This window comes from Eikenella exigua (genome assembly GCF_008805035.1).
GTDB classification, from domain to species: domain Bacteria; phylum Pseudomonadota; class Gammaproteobacteria; order Burkholderiales; family Neisseriaceae; genus Eikenella; species Eikenella exigua.
In genome coordinates, this window is the sequence record NZ_CP038018.1 from 157,265 (window position 1) to 176,041 (window position 18,777).

Consider the following 18,777-nt stretch of genomic DNA (forward strand, 5'->3'; position numbering starts at 1 on the left):
CTGGCGAGGGCGGGCGGGAAGAGGAGCATGGCGGGTGAATGCGTGAGGAGGGGGAGGCGGGCTGTTTTTCAGGTAGCCTAATGGATGGAGGCTACCTGAAAAATGGCAGCTTTGCCGGCGTTTTGTGCGTACTCTTTGCGATATTCTCAGGTAGCCTTTGGTTTGCGCGGCCAGCTCAAACGCCGAGCAGCGGCACGATAATTGGGGCGAGGAAGGAGGTGAGGATGCCGTTGAAGATCAGGCCGAGGGTGGCGTAGGCGGCGAAATGGCCGCTGATTTCCAGGCTGGCGGCAATGCCGATGGCGTGCGAGGCCGTGCCCTGCGCGATGGAGTGCGAGATGGGGTTGCGGATGTGGCTGTGGCGCAGAATCCAGAAGCCGATAAATTGGCCGGTGAGGCCGGCCAGCAGCACGGCGGCCACGGAAACGGCGGGGATGCCGTCTAGCACGTGGGTGATTTCCAGCGCAATCGGCATGGTAACCGATTTGGCGGCCAGCGACTGGCTCACGTCGTGGCTGGCGCCCAACCAGTGGGCAAACAGCACGCCGCTCACAATCCCCACCACGCTGCCCACCAGCTGCGAGGCGGCAATCGGCAGCCATTGGCTGCGGATGCGCGGCCATTGCTGATACATGGGGATGGCCAAGCACACGATGGCCGGCTGCAGCCAAAAGCCGACCATGCGGCCGGTTTGCATGAAATCGTCGTAGCGGATGCCGAAGAGTTTCAGGTAGCCTATTACCAAAAGCGTGCTCACCATCAGCGGGTTGGCCAGCGGGCTGCCGCTGCGCAGGCGCAAAAACAGGCTGAGGCGGTAGAGGCCGAGCATCATCAAAACCAGCACAATGGGGTTGGTGGCGATTTCCCTCATTTGTGTTTCCTCAGTATTTCATGCGTTTTCGCGCTGGAGAGCAGCACCAGCACGCTGCTGGCCACGGTGGCGATGGTAATCGACCAGAAATCGTGCGCCACGATGGAGAAATAATCCATCAATGCCACGCAGGCGGGAATCATCAGCAGCATCATGTGCTGCATGAGGAATTCGGTCATCGGTTTGAACCAGGCTTCCTTCACCCAGCCGGCTTGGAGCAGGCCGAACAAAATCAGCAGGCCCACAATGCTGGCAGGCAGCTTGAGGTGGGTGAGGTGTAAAAGCACTTCGCCTGCGGCTAGGCAGGCGAAAACGATAATGAGTGCGCGTAACATGGTTACTGGCCTAAGAGCAATGTTGGAAATGGCGAATTATAGCACCGGATGGGCGCTCGGAAGAGATGAAGGCTACCTGAAACCTTTTCAGGTAGCCTTCATCTCTATTTGGAAAAGGGCGGATTAGTAGCCCAAACGCTGGCAGATGGTGGAAGACAATCCGGCCTGGTTGAGGGTGTAGAAATGCAGGCCGGGGGCACCGTGGCGCAGGAGGCGGCCGCACATTTCGGTTACCACGTCCAGCCCCAAGGCTTTGATGGAGGCGGTGTCGTCGGCATAGGATTGCAGCTTCAGCCGCCGCCGGCGTGAGATTTCGGTGCCGAACATATCGGCGAAGCAGGTGAGTTTGGAGAAGTGGGCATCGGCATTGAAGAAAAACTGAATGATGGCGGAATCGGCGCGGGCTTTACACTTTGTGCACGAAGCTTTGGATGTTGTCTTCGGTGTTGAACGATTGCAGGTGGTATTCGGAGTAGGCAGCCACTATTAGATTGGTTGCGGGTGATTTTCTGTTTTTGCGGCCTTCAGGCGTGCGGGTGGGGAAAATTCGAAGCCGAGAGTATTGTGTTGCATGATGGTGGAGAAAATGAATGCGGAAGTAAAGACGATACGGTAGCGGGGATTTAGGCAAGGGGGGCGGACTGAAAAATCGGTGTGAGTAGATGATAAGGAATCCATGTTGAGGGATAGGCTACCTGAAACCGTTCATCCGAAACGGAGTGAAGCGTTTCAGGTAGCCCATACCATTTTTTAAAATCTGGAAACCTAAATCAAACAATCCCCACCGATTGATCAGCCTAGCCATTTTTCTGCCGTTGTGGCCACAATCGTTCGCGCCACAAGCACCGTGTTTAGTTTAATAAGATGGAAATCAGACAGACAAATAAGGCTACCTGAAATTTAGCTTCGCAGAAACTCCGCTGCACTGTGTTTTCAGGTAGCCTACTTTATTAAGCAATCACTTGCAAATAATTAGTTCTTGCTCTGATCCACCAGTTTGTTTTTGGTAACCCAAGGCATCATGCTGCGCAACTGTGCACCCACCTTTTCAATCTGGTGGGCGGCGTTTAGGCGGCGGCGGGCAGTCATGCTGGCGTAGTTGGTGGCGCCTTCTTGAATGAACATTTTGGCATATTCGCCGCTTTGAATGCGGTACAGGGCTTTTTTCATCGCTTCTTTGGTGGCAGATGTGATGACTTCTGGGCCGGTAACGTATTCGCCGTATTCCGCGTTGTTGGAAATGGAGTAGTTCATGTTGGCAATGCCGCCTTCGTACATCAAGTCCACAATCAGTTTCAGCTCGTGCAGGCATTCGAAGTAGGCCATTTCGGGCGCGTAGCCGGCTTCCACCAGGGTTTCAAAGCCGCATTTCACCAGTTCGACCGCGCCGCCGCATAATACGGCTTGTTCGCCGAACAGGTCGGTTTCGGTTTCTTCGCGGAAGTTGGTTTCAATCACGCCGCCCTTGGTGTTGCCGTTGGCTGCGGCGTAGGAGAGGGCGATGTCGCGGGCTTTCCCGCTTTTGTCTTGATACACGGCAATCAGTGAGGGCACGCCGCCGCCTTTGAGGAACTCGCTGCGCACGGCATGGCCTGGGCCTTTGGGGGCAATCATTACTACGTCTAAATCGGCACGCGGCACGATTTGGTTGTAGTGCACGTTGAAGCCGTGAGCAAAGGCCAATACGGCGCCCTGTTTCAGGTTGGGCTCGATTTCGGCGCAGTATATGGCGGGCTGGGATTCATCCGGCAGCAAAATCATCACCAAATCGGCGGCTTTGGTGGCCTCAGCCACGGTGCGCACGTCGAAACCGGCAGCTTCGGCTTTGTTCCAGGAGCCACCTTTGCGCAGGCCGACAATCACGTTTACACCTGAATCTTTCAAGTTGGCAGCGTGGGCATGGCCTTGCGAGCCGTAGCCGATGATGGCCACGGTTTTGCCTTTGATGAGGGAGAGGTCGGCATCTTTATCGAAGTAAACTTGCATGTGGATTCCTTTTTTGGGATTCGGTTAAACAGGGTAGCCGGCGCGGCCGTTATGCAGTGTGGCGGGCTGGCAGGTGGACATAGCGGTGGCAGGTAAAGGCACCGTCGCATGTATTTAGATGATGTATGCTACCCGAATTTTGACAAGTCGACAGCGTTTTTAGACAAGTTTTCAAAATAAGCTCGAGGAAAGGTAAAATGTAATGTTTTTTAGGCATATTGTCTAATTTGACCTCGTAGAAACTCCGCTTCACTACGTTTTCAGGTAACCTTATTAATGCTGCCTGAGCAAATTTTTCAAAAAACCACACCATGAGCCGCCAAGAGCTCGGCCTGATTTTCCTGCTCGCCGGCGTGTTTTGTATCTGCTTTGCCGGATTTCGGCAGTTGTATGTGATGATTACTGAAAGCTATACCCTCAACCACTTCTGATACTGTTTGCTCAGGTGGGTGCTCCAGTAGTCGGGCAGCTCCCGCCCGTGGCGAGCAAGGGCTATGTAACGAAGTATCGCATGCAGCAGGCCGCTGTTAATTGCGGGGATAGTCTCAGTTCAGTTATAGTTTGAAAAACTGTCTGAGACATATTGAAAGCACAGGCCGGCAGTTTTGCCTGGCCTGTGTTTTTTGATTGCTGTATCCATCGATGAAACCTTTATTATGAGCAAACCCCACCACCCTGTTACCCCAGCCATCCGTTTTCTACGTGCGCACAAAATCGAGCACACCGCCATGCAGTATCCCTATGAAGAGCACGGCGGCACGGCGCATTCCGCCGAGTGCCTCGGCATCGACGAACACCAGATTGTTAAAACCATCGTGTTGATTAACGAACACAAAAAAGGCTTGATTGTGCTGATGCACGGCGACCGCCAAATCTCCACCCGCAACCTTGCCCGCCAGCTCGGTATGAAACACGTGGAGCTGGCCGCGCACGACCAGGCACACAAGTGGACAGGCTATTTTGTGGGCGGCACCAGCCCCTTCGGCTGCAAAACCGCCCTGCCTGTGTATGCCGAACGCAGCATTTGGGATTTGCCGCTGATGTACATCAACGGCGGCGGCCGTGGCCTATTTGTAACCGTTGCCCCCGCCCCCGCACTTGCCGCCCTGAACGCGCAGCCGGTAGAAGTGGCGGTGGATTAGCCGCTTTCGGTGCTGTAAGAAAGGCTACCTGAAACTTTCAGGTAGCCTTAATCTGCTAAAATTCGCTTTTCATCAATCCAAACGACAGTTGTTCAAAATGAAAACGAGGCCAAGCGGCAAACCAATGCCGTATCGTTTTTATGGTGGGCAGCTTATAAACACATGGCAGCCCGAATATCCTTCAGGCTGCCGCACCCCTTTGTCGGTACACTATGAATCTTCCTCTGCCCAAACCCGCACAAAAGTCCCGCTGGCCGCAGCTTTCCGCCGGCAGCCTGCCTTATTTCCTGGCCTCCGCCCTGCCGGAAAAACCGCTCAAGCTCGTGCTCACGCCCGATGCCGAAACCACGCTGCGCCTGCAAACCGCATGGCAGTTTTTCCGCCCGCAAGACAACGCGCTGTTCCTGCCCGATTGGGAAACCCTGCCTTACGAACGCTTCTCGCCGCATCAGGATTTGGTGTCTGAGCGATTATCTGTGCTGTGGCAGCTTAAAAATGGTACGGTAGATGTGCTGTTTGTGCCCGTTGCCACCGCCATGCAGCAGCTCGCACCGCCGCCATTCCTGCTGGGGCGCACGTTTTGGCTGAAAACGGGGCAGACGCTGGATTTGGACAAACTGCGCGAAAATCTGGTGGAAGCCGGCTATTCTGCCGTGTCCAATGTGGTGGCCGGCGGCGAATTTGCCGTGCGCGGCGGGATTGTGGATTTGTTCCCCATCGGCAGTAGCACACCCTACCGCATCGATTTATTCGACGACGAAATCGACAGCATCAAAACCTTCGATCCCGACACCCAGCGCACTCTCTCCCCTGTGTCCGAAATCCGCCTACTGCCCGCGCACGAATTCCCCACCGATACCGATGCGCAAAAAATCTTCCGCACCCGCTTCCGCGAGGAAATCCAAAGCAACCCGAACGAGGCCGCCGTGTATCAAGCCGTGAGCAACGGCCAATTCGGTGCAGGCGTGGAATACTATCTGCCGCTGTTTTTTGAAGACGGCTGCGCCAGCCTGTTCGAATACATCGGCGAAAACGCCCTGGCCGTATGCGTGGGCGATGTACACGCCGAAGCCGTGCGCTTCGAAGGCGAAATCAAATCGCGTCACGCACTGGCGCAGGGCGACCCAAGCTATCCGCCGTTGCACCCGCAGCATTTGTATCTTGCTGCCGACCGCTTTTCAGGTAGCCTGAAAGCCTATCCGCAAATCTGGCCCGATCTTTCCGCCGCTTCGCCACACACCTTGCCCGATGTGGCGGTAAACCGGCAGTCCGAACAGCCGCTGGCTGCGTTGCAAGATTTTCAGGTAGCCTTCGGTGGCCGTATTTTGCTGTGTGCCGAAAGCGCCGGCCGGCGCGAAACCATGCTCGGCTTCTTCGCCCAGCACGGCTTAAAACCCAAACCTGTGGCCGGTTGGCAGGCGTTTTTAGATGACAATGCGCCGCTGTGCATCACGGTTACGCCGTTGGCAGAAGGTTTTCAATTGGGCGGGCTACCTGAAAGCAGTCAGAACGCCCTTTTAGGTAGCCTGCACCTCGCCGTCATCACCGAATCCGAGCTGTATCAATACGTCGCCCGTTCGCGTGTCCACAACCGCCGCAAGAAACATGCCGCCGTTTCAGACGGCCTGTTGCGCGACCTTGCCGAAATCAACATCGGCGACCCCGTCGTTCACGAAGAACACGGCATCGGGCGGTATATGGGCTTGGTAACGATGGATTTGGGCGGCGAAACCAACGAAATGATGTTGCTCGAATACGCGGGCGAAGCGCAGCTTTATGTGCCTGTTTCGCAACTGCATTTAATCAGCCGCTACTCCGGTCAGGCGCATGAAAACGTCGCCCTGCACAAGCTCGGCAGCGGCGCATGGAACAAGGCTAAGCGCAAAGCCGCCGAAAAAGCGCGCGACACCGCCGCCGAGTTGCTCAACCTCTACGCCCAACGCGCCGCCCAATCGGGACACAAGTTTGAAATCAACGAGTTGGACTATCAGGCGTTTGCCGACGGCTTCGGTTACGAGGAAACCGAAGACCAGGCCGCCGCCATCGCCGCCGTGATTAAAGATTTGATACAGGCGAAGCCGATGGACCGACTCGTGTGCGGCGATGTCGGCTTCGGCAAAACCGAAGTCGCCCTGCGCGCCGCGTTTGTGGCAGTGATGGGCGGCAAACAGGTCGCCGTACTCGCTCCGACTACGCTTCTGGTCGAGCAGCACGCGCAAAACTTCGCCGACCGCTTCGCCGATTTCCCCGTGAAAGTCGCCAGCCTTTCGCGTTTCAACAACAGCAAAGCCACCAAAGCCGCGCTGGAAGGCATGGCGGACGGCACGGTCGATATCGTTATCGGCACACACAAATTGGTGCAGGACGACATCAAATTCAAAAACTTAGGTTTAGTGATTATCGACGAAGAACACCGCTTCGGTGTGCGCCAGAAAGAGCAGCTCAAACGCCTGCGCGCCAATGTCGATATTCTCACCATGACCGCCACGCCGATTCCGCGCACCCTCAGCATGGCGCTCGAAGGCCTGCGCGACTTCTCGCTGATTACCACCGCGCCCAGCCGTCGTCTCGCCGTCAAAACCTTTGTCAAACCGTTCAGCGAAGGCAGCGTGCGTGAAGCCGTGTTGCGCGAACTCAAACGCGGCGGGCAGGTGTTTTTCCTGCATAATGAAGTGGATACGATTGAAAACATGCGCGAGCGGCTGGAAACCCTGTTGCCCGAAGCCCGCATCGGCGTGGCGCACGGACAACTGCGCGAGCGTGAGTTGGAACAAGTGATGCGCGACTTTTTGCAGCAACGATTTAACGTGTTGCTCTGTTCCACCATCATCGAAACCGGCATCGACATCCCCAACGCCAACACCATCATCATCAACCGCGCCGACAAATTCGGGCTGGCACAACTGCACCAGCTTCGCGGGCGCGTCGGCCGCAGCCACCACCAAGCCTACGCCTACCTGCTCACACCCGAATACATCACCAAAGACGCAGAAAAACGCCTCGACGCCATCGCGGCGGCAGACGAACTCGGCGCAGGTTTCACCCTCGCCATGCAGGATTTGGAAATCCGCGGCGCCGGCGAAATCCTCGGCGAAGGACAATCCGGCGAAATGATACAGGTCGGCTTCACTCTCTACACCGAAATGCTCAAGCAAGCCGTGCGCGACCTCAAAAAAGGCCGCCAGCCCGACCTCGACGCACCGTTGGGCATCACCACCGAAATCAAACTGCACAGCCCCGCCCTACTGCCCGAAAGCTACTGCCCCGACATCCACGAACGGCTCGTCCTCTACAAACGCCTCGCCGTCTGCGAAACCGTGCAGCAAATCAACGCCATACACGAAGAACTCGTCGACCGCTTCGGCCTGCCTGAACAACCCGTCAAAACCCTCATCGAAAGCCACCACCTGCGGCTCGCCGCCAAAGAATTGGGCATAGACGCCATCGACGCCACCGGCGAAGCCGTTACCGTTACCTTCGGCAAACACCACCAAATCGACCCGACAGAAATTATCCTGTTGATTCAGAGCGATAGAAACTACCGGCTGGCCGGGGCGGATAAGTTGAAGTTTACGGCTCAGATGGAGGATGTGGAGACGCGAATAAATACCGTGAAGAATGTGTTGCGAAGGTTGAAGGCGGGTGTGGTAACGAAAGGGGGAGAGGCTGGCTGAAAAGGTGCAGGGGGGTAGTATGTCTAGCATTGATGTCCAACAGGTAAAACCGAAAAGGAAATGGTATGACTGTGTTGAAAGTTTTTAAGAATGAGCCCAATGATGTGGAGTATTTCAAATGGCTGGCAACAAATCCTGATGGTTATGTATTGAATATTGCGCTTAGCTATTACCATTTGTACCCAATGATTCATGCTGCCAAATGCCATCACGTTAGCAGTGATAAAACGATAAATTACACTACTCAAAACTATTACAAGGTCTGTTCTAATTCTATTGCCGAACTGGAAGCCTATTCTTGGCAGGAGCACCACAAAGCCCTAACTCCATGCAAAACATGTATGGGAGAATACACTCCTACTTTTCAGGTAGCCTCTCAACAATCCTTAGAAGATGATCTAGATGAGCTTAACCAACGCTTAGAATCTGCATCAACTGAAGAAACTAAAACTGAAATCCAACGCCTGATTACCACCCGCAGAGGTCAAGGCGAATTTAGAACCAGTGTATTGAAACTATATCCGCAGTGTCCCATTAGCGGCGTAGATATGCCCGAATTATTGATTGCCAGCCATATCAAACCTTGGTGTGACTGCAATGATGATTATGAACGACTTGACCAGCACAATGGCTTGATGCTTGCTCCGAATATTGATGCCTTGTTTGATAGTGGGCTGATTACGTTTGAATCTGATGGCAAAATTCGTATTAGTAAAAGGCTTTCTGAAAAAAACTTGTTCCGGCTTGGCATCTATCTTGATGCGGTATTAGAAATCCACCCTGACAGCGAAAAATATTTTGAATGGCATCGAAACAAGGTATTTAAACCATAGAATAGGTGGTAAACGTGGCCAGCATAATCGTCTTCAGGACTGTCTAAACAGGCTACCTGAAACCACAAATCTCCGTTTCAGGTAGCCTTTTTGATGAGGCATCTTCGCTCCCGTGCCGATACCTGCAACAGATTGCCTGCAAATTCCCCCAACACCCGCCTGCTGCTTGGCAGGCGGGTGCTTTTCAGGTAGCCTTCCTCTTTTTCCCAAACCTATCTCCTGCCCACCATGAACACCGAAAACGAATTGCCCGAAATTGCGCCGCAAGCTTTGCCCGATGGGGCGTCTGAGATTGAGCCTGCTGCGATTGAAACGCTTGCCGCAGTGGTGGCTGAGTCGCAGGCTGCTGTGTTGGCGGAAATTCCTGCGCAACCGGCGGCTGATGGCGGTGAGGAGGTTGCCGAGCCGGGGCGTAAGTGGCGCGAGGGGAGGATTGTGGATGCTGCCGTGCGTGTGTGGGATGCTGCAGAACGCACAGGAGTGGCCGATGTGGTGAACAATGGCGACGAGCCGCCGTTGAGCGTGTTTTTGGTGGGCGACCTGTTTGCCGCCACCGACCTTTCCCCCGAGCCGGGCGATGTATTGCGCGGCGTGTTGCAGAGCCACCCTGTTAGCGGCTATTGGCTGCTCGACAGCGCGGAAAATGCCGCTACGTCCAGCCTGCAGCGGCGCAGCCCGGAAGAAGAAGAGGCACTGCATAAAGAGCGCAAACAGGCCAAGCGGCAAGATAAATTGGTGAACGGCGAAACTTATGTGGGCAAGGTGGTGCGCTGGAACGAAGAGGAAAAGTCGGGCTATATAAAGGTTAAATCCATCAAAGCGCGGGTGTTTTTCCCGCAATCGGCTTTCGTGTTCCGCGATAAAAGCCCGGCCAACCACCAGCAGGTGAGCTTTGTGCTGGGGCGGCGGCGCGGCGAATGGGTGGCCACCCGTGTGATTCCGCAAGGCTACGAATTGGGCTGGGCCGACCGCGAAAGCCCTTCTTCCGGCACGATTTTAGGTGGCGGTTTCAGCGAAAGCCTGCTCGGCGGCACGTTTATCCTGCTGTTCCTTGCCGCCGTGTCCTTTATTTCCCTGCCGCTGGCCGCGGCCTATTTGCTGGCCAGCTGCCTGCTGCTTATTCTCTACCGCACGGACAAGCGCAGCGCCCAAAGCGGCCGCACCCGCGTGCCCGATGGCGTGCTGCACCTGTTGGCCATGCTCGGCGGCTGGCCCGGCGGCCTGTTGGCGCAGATGCGTTATCAGCAGCACACCGCCAATATCCGCTTTGTGCGCGCTTTTTGGTTTAGCGTGGCGCTGAATGCCGTGGGCACTTATGTTTTGCTGGTGTACTTTATCGGCTCGCCCGCGTTTGCCTTCTTGAAAAACTAGCCGCATGAACAGCTACTGCGCCCTTGCCAACGGCCTGCCCGCCGACAGCCCCGACCCCAACAAGCATTATCACGACCATCTCTACGGCTTCCCCATCGAAGACGACAACGAACTCTTCGGCCGCCTGCTGCTCGAAATCAACCAAGCCGGCTTAAGCTGGACGCTGATTTTGCAACGCGCCGCCGGCCTGCGAGCCGCCTACGCCGGCTTCAACATCGCCGCCGTGGCCGCCTTCGGCGAAGCCGACCGCCAACGCCTGCTGGCCGACGCGAAAGTGATCCGCAACCGCCTGAAAATCAATGCAGCCATCCACAATGCGCAGCAAATCTTGCAGTTGCAACAGGAATTCGGTTCGTTCAAAAACTGGCTCGACGGCCACCACCCGCAGCCGCTGGCCGATTGGGTGAAGCTGTTTCGCCGCACCTTCAAATTCACCGGCCCCGAAATCGTGCGCGAATTTTTGGTGAGCACAGGCTACCTGAAAGGCGCGCACAGTGAAGGCTGCCCAGCCGCCGAGCGCGCTGCCGCCGCTAATCCGCCGTGGTTGCGGGGCTGATGCGACTGGCAAGTTAGAAAAAGGCTACCTGAAAGCGTTAGCTTTGCGAGTTTCTGCGAAGCTGAGTTTTCAGGTAGCCTTTTTGTTTGGCTGTGGGCGATAGCTTATGTGGCGGGGCAGGGCGGCAAGTGGCTCCGCCGTTTGGTTTTGCCGGTCTCTTTGAATTTTCAGGTAGCCTTTAACGGCGGGATTGGGTGATGCTGTATCCGGACTGTTTGAACTTCGTTGAAGTTGTGTTTTCAGGTAGCCTCAATGGCTATTTTGCGGTGTTGTTTCCGGCAGCCCTTCGTTTTCGCTGGCGGGCGGTTGGGGAGGGTGATGCTGGAAGAGGCCTTGTTCGGTAATGGTCCAGAGGGCGGCGTCGGTGTGCATGGTTTTGAGGGCGTTGTTGGTCCAGGTGTTGCAGGTGTAGAAGAGATTGTAGCTGCCGACGGCTTCGTAGAAGGCGTCATTTTCTCCATAGACCATGTGGGTGGGAATGGGGATGGTGCGGCCGTGTTGCCATTGCAGGCTTTGGCGGATATAGGCGATGAGGCGGCGGTATTGGGCGCGGCTGATGCGGATGGGGGCGCAGCGGGTGCAGCCTTCGAGGCTGTGGTAGTAGGTGGCGTGGACGGCGTTGCTGGATAGGCCGGTGGCGGCTTTGAGGGCGGCGCTGGGGCGAAGGTCGGCCCAGGTGGGGGTGGTGAGGTAGAAGTTTTTGTCGCCCAGGCCGATGGCGAGCCAGGGGGCGTATTCTTGGCCGCGGGTGTGCTCGGCGGGGAAGACGGCTCGCCAGTCGGCTTCGCTGCTGAAGGTGGGGACGACGATGTCGGTATGCACGCCGTTGGAGAGCAGCCATACGGTGATTTCGGGCTCGCCTTCGAGCCGGCCTGGGCTTTTGATGCGGGGCAGCAGCCAAACGGCGGCGCCGTAGAGCAGGAGGAGGGCGGCCAGGCTGAGGAAGCTGCGGCGGATGAGGCGGGAAAGTTTGGGCATGGTGGTGTGTGGTTTGGGGCTACCTGAAAGTTTGAGCTTCGCGGGGCTTGGCTTTCAGGTAGCCTTTGCTTATTCGGGCTGTGGCTGGTAGTTATCCAGCAGCTGTTCGATTTGTTGGGGGCAGGTGAGGGGGCGCAGTTGGGTGAAGAGGTGTGCGGCTTGGGGGTGGGCGGTTTTCATCATGCCGAGCCATTGTTTGAGGCGGGCGGCGGGGTAGGGCGTGTCGCCGGCGTGTTTGCGGCAGAGTTGGAAGAACCGGCGTATCCACACGAGGTAGTCGGCGAAACCGGCGGGCTGTGGCGGGAGACCTTGGTTGTGGCGCTGGATTTGGCGGGCGAGGTCGGGGGTAATGACGGCGCCGCGCCCGAGCATCACATCTTGGCAGCCGCTGGTGCGGCGGATGGCGAGGTAGTCGGCCAGGCTGAATACGTCGCCGTTGGCGATGACGGGGATGCTGAGGGCTTGGCGGATGGGGGCGATTTGTTCCCAATGGGCGGGCGGGCGGTAGCCTTCGATTTTGGTGCGGGCGTGTACGGACAGCGCGGAGGCACCGCCTTGGGCGATGGCCTGGGCGCATTCGAGGGCGCGGGAGCCGTCTTCGTAGCCGAGGCGCATTTTGGCGGTGAGGGGGATGTTTTCAGGTAGCCTTTGGCGCACGGTGGAGACGATTTGGCGGATGCGTTCGGGCTCGCGCAGGAGGATGGCACCGCCTTGGTGTTTGTTGACGGTGGGGGCGGGGCAGCCGAAGTTGAGGTCGATTTTTTGCGCGCCTGCGGCCACGGCGGCTTGGGCGTTGGCGGCCATGTTGTCGGGGTCGCTGCCGAGCAGCTGGAGGGTGCAGGGGGTACCGGCATGGGTGCGGCAGCCGTGATCGATTTCGGGCATGTGCCGCCGCCAGGTGGCGCGGGAGTGCAGGGTGTGGGTGATGCGGACGAATTCGGTAACGCATTCGCTGTAGCCGCCGATATCGGTGAGCAGGCGGCGCATGACGGGGTCGAGCAGACCCTGCATGGGGGCTAGAATTAGGTTCATGGGGGTATTTTAAGTTTTCAGGTAGCCTTTGAGATAAAGGCTACCTGAAAAATTTGTGGTGAAGGTATTCCATGCCATTACTGTTTGTTGGGCTTCGGCAAAATCTGCACGAGTTTTGCGCGCCCCGATTTGGCGGCTAGAGGATTTTTTGGCTGCCTTCGAACACTTGAATGCTGTAATCACACACGCGGTCGATACAGTTGGGCATGGTGAGAGTGTATTGGCCGCTTTGGCGGGCATACCAGCCAAACATGGGGGAGGCATGGGGATCGGTGTCGGCGATAAGGGTGCGGCCGTCGCGCAGCAGGGCGAAGTCGATGTTACTGCATTGGCGGCTGCAATCGGCAAAGAAGGTGTAGTGTTTGCCGACACGTAGGTTGATTTGTTGGAGTTTGGATTCTCCTTGGGAGAGGCTGCCGCGGAAATGTTCATACAGCCGGGCGCGGCGGTCTTCTTTGCGCACGATTTCGCGGTTCATGCGCTGCGCCTGCGGCAGACAACAGCAGAATGGGCAGAAGCGAAGATAAGGCAGCGTGTGGGCATGGCGGTGGGGGCTTGCTGAAGGGGAAAACGGCAGGCTACCTGAAAATGGTTTGGTTGCTTCAGATGGTCTTGGGGGGTCAGCGAATGATGCTGCGTTGTGAGTCGGCAAGGAAATCGCGCAACACGGCCAGCTCGGGGGAAATTTGAGCGGTTTTGGCAATCTGGCTGCAGGCTTCTTCGTAGGCCAAGCCTTGGCGGTAGAGGATCTTGTAAGCGTTTTTCACATTGGCGATCTGTTCGGGCGTGAAGCCGTTGCGGCGCATGCCTTCGCTGTTGATACCGGCGGGCTCGGCGCGATAGCCGGCGGCCATGAAGTAGGGGGGCACGTCTTTATGTACGCCGGCGGCGAAGGCGGTCATGGCGTAGTTGCCGATTTGGCAGAATTGGAACACAAGGGTGTAGCCGCCGAGGATGACATAGTCGCCGATGGTAACGTGGCCGGCGAGGGAGGCGTTGTTGGCGAAGATAGTATGGCTGCCGATTACGCAGTCGTGGGCGAGGTGGCAGTAGGCCATGATCCAGTTGTCGTCGCCGATGCGGGTTTCGCCGATGCCGGTTACGGTGCCGAGGTTGAAGGTGGTGAATTCGCGGATGGTGTTGCTGTTGCCGATAATCAGGCGGGTAGGCTCGCCACGGTATTTTTTGTCTTGCGGGATGGCACCCAGGCTGGCGAATTGGAAAATGCGGTTGTTTTCGCCGATGGTGGTGTGCCCTTCGATAACGGCGTGCGGGCCGATTTCGCTGCCGGCGCCGATTTGTACGTTCGGGCCGATGACGGTGTAGGCACCGACTTTAACGCTGCTGTCGAGCTCGGCTTTGGGGTCGATAATCGCGGTGGGGTGGATTAGGGACATGGTGTTTCCTTATGGCAGCGGGCTTTGCCGGGTGAGGCTACCTGAAAATGGTTCGGTGCTAAATGCGGCGGAGGTTTGGCAGAGGCTACCTGAAAAGGTGTTGGCTGGCTTGCCGGCTTATTTATCCACTGCGCGTTTGGCGCACATGATGACGGCTTCGGCGGCGATTTGGCCGTCTACGGTGGCAGTGGCTTTGAATTTGCCGATGTCGCGCTTGTGGGTGATGACGTCCAGATGAATCTGTACTTGGTCGCCGGGCACAACTTGGCGTTTGAAGCGGGCTTCGTCGATGCCAACGAAAAAGTAGATTTCGTTTTCTTTGCGCTCGCCCCGGCTGAGGATGGCGAGCACGCCGGCAGCCTGTGCCATGGCTTCGATAATCAACACGCCGGGCATCACGGGGAAATCAGGGAAGTGGCCTTGGAAAAAAGGCTCATTTACGGAAACGTTTTTAATGGCAGTGAGGCTTTTTTCTTTTTCAAAACCGATCACGCGATCCAGTAGCAGGAAGGGGTAGCGGTGCGGTAGCAGACGTTGCAGGGTACGCACGTCCAGCGGGAGTTCGATATTTTCGATTTGCATGGGTTATTCCTTGTTTTCGGGATAGTTGATTGTGTTTTCCAGTGTTTTCACGCGGCGGTGCAGTTCGTTGAGCCGGCGCAGGTGCACGGCATTTTTCACCCAGTCGCGGTGGGTTTGCAGCGGATAGGAGCTGGCATAGTAATCCGGCTGGTTGATGGAGGCGGCCACGAGGGTGCCGCCGCCGATGAAGGTGCGGTCGGCTACGTGGATGTGGCCGACAAACATGGCGGCGCCGCCGATTTGGCAGTAGGCGCCGATGTGGGTGCTGCCGGCAATGCCCACGCAGGCGGCGATGGCGGTGTGGGCGCCGATGTGCACGTTGTGGGCGATTTGCACGAGGTTGTCGATTTTTGCGCCCTCGGCAATCACAGTGTCTTTGATTGCGCCGCGGTCGATGGTGGTATTGGCGCCGATTTCCACATCGTTGCCGATTTCCACGCCGCCCACTTGCGGGATTTTGTACCAATGGTCTTGCGCCCAGGCATTACCAAAGCCGTCGGCACCGATCACGGTGCCGGAGTGGATTTCCACACGCTCACCGAGGCGGCAGCCGGCATAAACGGTGACGTTGGGATGCAGTACGGTATGCTCGCCAAGCACGCAGTTGGCTTCCACCACACAGTTGGCCAAAATACGGCAGCCTTCGCCCAGTACAACACATTCGCCGATATAAACGTTGGCACCGATTTCGCAGCTATCGGGCACGATGGCGCTTGCTTCCACCACGGCACTGGGATGAATGCCGGGATTGGCGGCGGGAGCGGGGTGGAACAGGCGGGCAGTTTGGGCGAAATAGAGTTGCGGGTTGTCGCACACAATCAGATTGCGGCCGGGCAGTTTGTCGGCCAACTTGTGGTGCACAATCAGCGCGCCGGCTTGGCTGGCCAGGGCTTCGTTCAGGTGCTTGGGATGGGAAATAAAGCTGATGTCGCCTTGTTGTGCGGCATGCAGCGGGGCAATGCGGCTGATGGCGATATCTTGCCCGGCAAGCGTGCCGCCCAAGGCGGCTATAATGTGGGAAAGCTGTTTCTGCATTTTAACTTCGGTGAAGTTTCGCTTTCAGGTAACCTGTTTTGCGGTAGGGAGGCCGGAATTTTCAGGTAGCCTTTTATTGGTTGTTGAGAGCGCGAATAACTTGGTCAGTGATGTCGAATTTGCTGTTTACGTAGATAACGTCTTGGATAATCAAGTCATAGCCATCGCGCTGTGCCAGCTCAGTAATCACGCGGTTGGCATTTTGCTGCAGGGCGGCAAACTCTTCGTTGCGGCGCAGGTTGTATTCTTCAGTGAGCTGTGCGGCTTGGTGACGTAAATCTCTATCCAGAGCAATCAGCTGCTGCTCTGTGCGGCGGCGTTCGGTGGTGCTCAGGCGCCCCTGGTCGAGCCTGGTTTTCAGGGCAATACCTTGATTACGCAGCCGTTGCAGTGCCTGCTGTCGGGCACTGAATTCGTTTTGCAGGATGGTTTGGATACGCTGCGCTTGGGTGGACTGCTGATACACACGCTCAGTATCGATAAACCCCAGCTTCTGTATGCTGTCGGCCGCGGCATGCAATGCGAGCAGCATCGCAGCAGCTGCCGCTGCTATACGGGGAAGATTAAGCTTCATCATCTGCTTTCCTTAGAAAGTCGTGCCTAATTGAAATTGGAAACGTTGGATCTGGTCGTTATCCCGCCGGCGCATCGGGTGGGCGAAACTGAATTTCATTGGGCCTAGTGGCGAAAGCCAAGTCAGCGCTGCGCCCACAGAATAGCGCAATTCGTTGCTGAAGGTGGAGCGATGGTCTTGGCTGTAGTAGCCGTTGGTGCCGTAGGGGTTAGTAGAGCTGTAGGCACCGGTGTTGTAGTTTTTGCCATCCCACACGCTGCCGGCATCGGCAAATACACTCAGGCGCACGGAGCGCTGGTCTTTCACGCCGGGGAAGGGGAAGAGCAGCTCGGCGGAGGCATAGGCTTTATAGGTGCCGCCGTAATTGACGATGTTGCGAGAGTTGCCGTAAATTTCGTACACCTTCGGGCCCAGAGAACCGCTTTCGTAGCCGCGCACGGAACCCAGGCCGCCGCCGTAGAAGTTATTGAAGAAGGGTACAGTGGAGGTGCCGCCGTAGGAGCCGGCATAGCCCACTTCGCCACCCAGCATCAGGGTGAAGCTCTTACTTAAGGGGAAGAACCAGCGTTGGTCGTGGGTAAGGATGTAGTATTTTAAATCACCGCCAGGCAGGCCGAGATCGGCGTTTACGCTGGTGGTGTAGCCGCGGGTTGGCCACAGGGCATCGTCGGTTTTGTTGCGTCCCCAACCGATATTGCCTTTGAGAATCCAGTTTTTCTCACCATGTTCTTGGAGGAACTGGCGGTAGCGGTAGGGTTGATAATTTACGTCGCCATGTAGTTTCACGTTCAGGTGCTCCACTGCGAGGCCGAAGTTTACGCGGTCATACTCGGTAACCGGCACACCCATACGCGCACCTAAGCCGATACGGGTAGTTTCGTAGTTGTTGGAGCTGGAGCTGGAGCTGGATTTATAGGGCATGTAGCCGCGATAGTAGATGTCGTAGCCCAAGCTCACACCGTCGGGAGTGAAGTAGGGATCGGTAAACGACAGGGACGCGGTATTTTGGGTTTTGCCGCGTGCAATGCGGAAGTTGGCAGATTTGCCCGTGCCGAACAGGTTATCTTGTGCCACGCCGGCAGAAAGTACCAAGCCGGTGTCTTGCACCCAACCGGCAGCTACTTCCACCGAACCAGTAGAGCGTTCTTTCACGGATACATCCACATCCACTTGGTCAGGCGTATCGGGCAGCGGGCGGGTTTTCACTTTCACATCGTCGAAATAGCCCAAGAGCTGGATACGGTCTTTGGAGCGGTTGAGTTTGGCCGAATCGTAGGGTGCTGCTTCGGTTTGGCGCATTTCGCGGCGGATAACGGCATCACGGGTTTTGTTATTGCCGGAAATGTGGATTTGATTCACATAGTATTTACGACCGGGATTTACCGTTAGAACAAAATCCACGGTGTGGTTGGCCTGGTCGGGCTGCGGCTGCACGCCCACTTGAGCCAGCGCATAGCCAGCCTGACCCATACGGTCTTGGATAGCTTGCAGGCTTTCTACCATCTGTGAACGGTTGTAGCGGCGGCCTTCGCGCATTTTCAGCAGGGCTTCCAACTCTTCGCGCGGCACTTCGCGGGTGTCGCCTTCGATGCGCACTTTGCCCCAACGGTAACGTTCGCCTTCGTGTACTTTAATCCACAGCGTCTGCTCGGTACGGTCGGCGTTGTAGCGCACATCGGCATCCTGCACTCGGCCTTCAAAGAAGCCTTCGTTTTGGTAGAAATCGGTGATGGATTGCAGGTCTTGACGGAATTTTTCGTCAGAGAAGCGGTCGTCTTTGGAGAGCCAGCTCAACATACCGTGGCGATCCATCTGCATTTGGCGGCGCAGAGTACGGTTGGAGAAGTGCTGGTTGCCTTCAAAGTCGATTTCTTTGATGTGGGTGGTAGGGCCTTCGTCGATTTTCAGTGTGATGTCCACACGGTTACGCGAGAGGCGGGAAATCTCGGGGGTGATGGTGGCAGAGAGTTTGCCTTGGTTGGCATATTCCTGCTGCAGGCCGGCCACGGCTTGGTTTAGGACCGCTTGGTTGAATGGCTGCGATTGGCCCAGGCCGAAGCTGTCGAGATTTTTCTTGATCGCGTCGCTGGGCAGGGTTTTGCCGCCGGTAACGGTGAGCGTGTTGATGATGGGGCGTTCCACCACGGTTAGCAACACTTGATTGCCCATGGTTTCCACGCGCACGTCGTCGAACAGGCCGGTGGCATAGAGGTTTTTGATGATTTGTTCGCCTTCGCCATCAGTGAAGGTGCTGCCCACTTTAACCGGCAGGTGGCCCAATACAGTGGAAGGGTCGGTGCGCTGCAAGCCCTCAATGCGGATATCTTGGATGGTAAACGGTGCGGCGGCCAGCGCCCAAGAAGACAATCCGGCTGCAAACAAAGAGAAAGTAAGTTTGTTCAGTTTCATGC

Annotated in this window: 16 protein-coding genes and 1 pseudogene; 5 read left to right on the forward strand and 12 right to left on the reverse strand. The window is 56.6% G+C overall.

Annotated features, from left to right (window positions below; translation table 11 throughout):
* Positions 1–175: 175 nt before the first annotated feature.
* From EZJ17_RS00830 to ilvC, 4 genes and pseudogenes are all read right to left on the reverse strand, one after another.
* Positions 176–871: an LrgB family protein gene (locus tag EZJ17_RS00830; protein WP_067442778.1), complete on the reverse strand. Its 696-nt coding sequence runs from the start codon at positions 869–871 to the stop codon at positions 176–178.
* Positions 868–1,206, reverse strand: coding sequence for a CidA/LrgA family protein (locus EZJ17_RS00835; protein ID WP_067442780.1), 339 nt, complete (start codon positions 1,204–1,206; stop codon positions 868–870). The genes EZJ17_RS00830 and EZJ17_RS00835 overlap by 4 nt, the downstream gene beginning before the upstream one ends.
* Positions 1,207–1,329: 123 nt before the next feature.
* A pseudogene (locus EZJ17_RS00840) lies at positions 1,330–1,690 on the reverse strand (methylenetetrahydrofolate reductase); the annotation flags it as partial.
* A 488-nt stretch (positions 1,691–2,178) separates the two neighbouring features.
* The gene (gene ilvC / locus EZJ17_RS00845; protein WP_067442782.1) at positions 2,179–3,192 is read right to left on the reverse strand and encodes a ketol-acid reductoisomerase; all 1,014 of its coding nucleotides are present in this window, start codon (positions 3,190–3,192) and stop codon (positions 2,179–2,181) included.
* Between the two features lie 656 nt (positions 3,193–3,848).
* Here ilvC and EZJ17_RS00850 point away from each other — a divergent pair.
* The 5 genes from EZJ17_RS00850 to EZJ17_RS00870 all read left to right on the forward strand — a co-directional run bounded on the left by EZJ17_RS00850 (position 3,849) and on the right by EZJ17_RS00870 (position 10,768).
* Entirely contained in the window at positions 3,849–4,334 is a 486-nt protein-coding gene (locus EZJ17_RS00850) for a YbaK/EbsC family protein (protein WP_067442825.1), read from the forward strand.
* A gap of 212 nt (positions 4,335–4,546) precedes the next feature.
* Positions 4,547–8,008 (forward strand): transcription-repair coupling factor, encoded by a 3,462-nt coding sequence (gene mfd, locus EZJ17_RS00855; protein WP_067442784.1) that lies wholly within the window; start codon positions 4,547–4,549, stop codon positions 8,006–8,008.
* A gap of 65 nt (positions 8,009–8,073) precedes the next feature.
* Positions 8,074–8,841 (forward strand): HNH endonuclease, encoded by a 768-nt coding sequence (locus EZJ17_RS00860; protein ID WP_067442785.1) that lies wholly within the window; start codon positions 8,074–8,076, stop codon positions 8,839–8,841.
* Positions 8,842–9,069: 228 nt separating this feature from the next.
* Positions 9,070–10,212 (forward strand): DUF1294 domain-containing protein, encoded by a 1,143-nt coding sequence (locus tag EZJ17_RS00865; RefSeq protein ID WP_067442787.1) that lies wholly within the window; start codon positions 9,070–9,072, stop codon positions 10,210–10,212.
* Between the two features lie 4 nt (positions 10,213–10,216).
* A complete protein-coding gene (locus EZJ17_RS00870) occupies positions 10,217–10,768 on the forward strand; it encodes a DNA-3-methyladenine glycosylase I (protein ID WP_067442789.1) in 552 nt (183 codons plus the stop codon).
* Between the two features lie 249 nt (positions 10,769–11,017).
* On the opposite strand, the gene EZJ17_RS00875 is transcribed toward EZJ17_RS00870, so the two are convergent.
* From EZJ17_RS00875 to bamA, 8 genes are all read right to left on the reverse strand, one after another.
* Positions 11,018–11,746 (reverse strand): TIGR02117 family protein, encoded by a 729-nt coding sequence (locus tag EZJ17_RS00875; protein WP_067444130.1) that lies wholly within the window; start codon positions 11,744–11,746, stop codon positions 11,018–11,020.
* 69 nt (positions 11,747–11,815) lie between these two features.
* Complete coding sequence (locus tag EZJ17_RS00880; protein ID WP_067444132.1) at positions 11,816–12,778, reverse strand: tRNA dihydrouridine synthase; 963 nt, start codon at positions 12,776–12,778, stop codon at positions 11,816–11,818.
* Between the two features lie 136 nt (positions 12,779–12,914).
* Positions 12,915–13,256, reverse strand: a complete 342-nt coding sequence (locus EZJ17_RS00885; protein ID WP_151085919.1) for a hypothetical protein — start codon at positions 13,254–13,256, stop codon at positions 12,915–12,917.
* A gap of 142 nt (positions 13,257–13,398) precedes the next feature.
* Positions 13,399–14,175: an acyl-ACP--UDP-N-acetylglucosamine O-acyltransferase gene (lpxA, locus tag EZJ17_RS00890; protein ID WP_067444134.1), complete on the reverse strand. Its 777-nt coding sequence runs from the start codon at positions 14,173–14,175 to the stop codon at positions 13,399–13,401.
* 117 nt (positions 14,176–14,292) lie between these two features.
* Complete coding sequence (gene fabZ, locus EZJ17_RS00895; protein WP_023887998.1) at positions 14,293–14,757, reverse strand: 3-hydroxyacyl-ACP dehydratase FabZ; 465 nt, start codon at positions 14,755–14,757, stop codon at positions 14,293–14,295.
* Positions 14,758–14,760: 3 nt separating this feature from the next.
* The gene (lpxD, locus tag EZJ17_RS00900) at positions 14,761–15,792 is read right to left on the reverse strand and encodes a UDP-3-O-(3-hydroxymyristoyl)glucosamine N-acyltransferase (protein ID WP_067444136.1); all 1,032 of its coding nucleotides are present in this window, start codon (positions 15,790–15,792) and stop codon (positions 14,761–14,763) included.
* A 73-nt stretch (positions 15,793–15,865) separates the two neighbouring features.
* Positions 15,866–16,369: an OmpH/Skp family outer membrane protein gene (locus EZJ17_RS00905; RefSeq protein ID WP_067442803.1), complete on the reverse strand. Its 504-nt coding sequence runs from the start codon at positions 16,367–16,369 to the stop codon at positions 15,866–15,868.
* Positions 16,370–16,378: 9 nt separating this feature from the next.
* Positions 16,379–18,775 (reverse strand): outer membrane protein assembly factor BamA, encoded by a 2,397-nt coding sequence (gene bamA / locus EZJ17_RS00910; RefSeq protein ID WP_067444138.1) that lies wholly within the window; start codon positions 18,773–18,775, stop codon positions 16,379–16,381.
* Between the last annotated feature and the right edge of the window lie 2 nt (positions 18,776–18,777).